Genomic DNA, 1,883 nt, shown 5'->3' on the forward strand with positions numbered 1-1,883 from the left:
GTTGCCGCCAGCCGTGCCGTTCCAGATCCGGTACGTCCTCGAGGTGGCTGACCGGGCCCAGGCACAGCCAGGCGACCGGCCGCACCGAGCCCGGGATGCCCAGCAGCCCGCGCAGGAAGTCCTCGCGGTAGAAGGACACCCACCCGACGCCCAGTCCTTCGGCGGTGGCCGCCAGCCACAGGTTCTGGATGGCCAGGCACACCGAATAGAGCCCGGCGTCCGCAATCGCATGCCGCCCCAGCACCGCCGGCCCGCCCCGCGCGGCGTCGTAGGTCACCACGACCGACAGCGTCGACTCCAGCACCCCGTCGATCTTGATGCGGGCGAAGCGCCGGGCCGCGTCGCCGTCGAGGGTGGCGGCGAAGGTTTCGCGTTCGGTGTGCACGTGCTGGTGGAACGTCTGCCGGAGTTCGCGGTCGCGGACCAGGATGAAGTCCCATGGCTGCGACAGTCCGACGCTGGGCGCCTCGTGCGCGGCCGTGAGGATCCGGTCCAGGACGTCGTCGGGGACCGGCGCGCCGGTGAACTCGCCGCGGACGTCGCGGCGGCGGCTGATGGTTTCGTACAGGTCGTGGATCATGGGCAGGCTCCCGCTGCGCTCGTGCCCCGGGCAGGCCGGGGTCATCGACGCGAGGCCGGTCTTCGGACTCCCGGATCAGCGCCTCACCGCCCGCCTTCCCAGCCGTCCGGCCAGTGGCTGCGCACCGGGATGCGCGTGGGCGGCAGCTCCCCGGTCACCGCGGCGGGCCCGTGCCGGATTCACACCGGCTTCCCGATTCTCCCCACCCGCGGGCGGGGCACCTCGCAACAAGTTCGTGCCGGACGACACGCTACCGCCACGGCCGACGGCCGCAGGTCAGTGGCCCAGGATGTCATTGAGCCAGGGGTTGCGGAAGGTGCCCTGGGGGTCGTACTTCGTGACCAGGGCCTGGAAGTCGGCGAAGCGGGGGTAGCGGCTGCGGACCGTCGCCGCGTCCTGGGTGAAGACCTTGCCCCAGTGGGGGCGGGCCTCCAGCGGCGCGAGCTGCTCCTCCAGCGCCGCCACCGCCGGCAGGACTGCCGCCGTGTCGGCGATCCAGGTGAAGTGCAGGCCGAGGCTGTCGCGCTCGTAGTTCATGCTCAGCCACAGGTTGTCCGCCGCCACCGTACGGATCTCGTTCACCTGGAGGACCGGGACGATCTTCTCCCGGACCCGGGCCACCGCGTCGATCGCCTCCAGGGCGCGGTCGAACGGCACCATCCACTCCGACTGCAGCTCCGCGCCGGTGCTGGGGGTGAACTCCATCTTGAAATGCGGCAGCCGGGCGTGCCACGGGCCCGGTACGCCGAACTGGTCGGTGCTGTTGTCCGCCGCCACCCCGGGCACCGGGTGGCGCTTGCCGTCGGCCGGGCGGGCGCCGAAGAGCGGGCCTTCCGGCAGCTCGTCCGTACGCTTGAACCAGGCGTGGTTGATGTCCCCGGACTGCCAGTTGGTGAACAGGCTGACGCTGTACCCGGCGGCGAGGATCTCCGGCAGGTGCTGTTCCAGCGACGCGCGGGGCAGGTCGTCGTAGACGTACTGGCGGATCTCGAACGCCGGCACCACGTCCAGGGTCAGCGCGGTCACGACGCCGAGGGCGCCCAGGCCCACCACCGCGCCGGGGAAGTCTTCGTCGCCGCGGCGCAGGGTCACCAGTTCGCCGTCGCCGCGGATCAAGTCGATCGCCGCTACCGAGGTGGCCAGGTTGCCGTTGCGGACGCCCGAGCCGTGAGTCGCCGTGGTGACCGCGCCGGCCACCGAGATGTGCGGGAGCGATGCCATGTTGTGCACCGCCAGGCCTTCCGCGTCGAGGCGGTCGACGAGTTCGCCGTACCGGATGCCGCCGTCGACCCGGACCGTCCGG

At 71.9% G+C, this 1,883-nt stretch carries 2 protein-coding genes and 1 riboswitch; both genes read right to left on the reverse strand.

The features are described 5' to 3' along the window. The coding region (gene bluB / locus AB0C29_RS46250) for a 5,6-dimethylbenzimidazole synthase (RefSeq protein WP_360834441.1) at positions 1–580 on the reverse strand (580 nt) is incomplete at its 3' end. 35 nt (positions 581–615) lie between these two features. After that, positions 616–820, reverse strand: a riboswitch (cobalamin riboswitch). Between the two features lie 36 nt (positions 821–856). Beyond that, the coding region (locus AB0C29_RS46255) for a D-arabinono-1,4-lactone oxidase (RefSeq protein WP_360834443.1) at positions 857–1,883 on the reverse strand (1,027 nt) is incomplete at its 5' end.

Source organism: Actinoplanes sp. NPDC048791, from assembly GCF_040650095.1.
Taxonomy (GTDB): Bacteria; Actinomycetota; Actinomycetes; order Mycobacteriales; family Micromonosporaceae; genus Actinoplanes.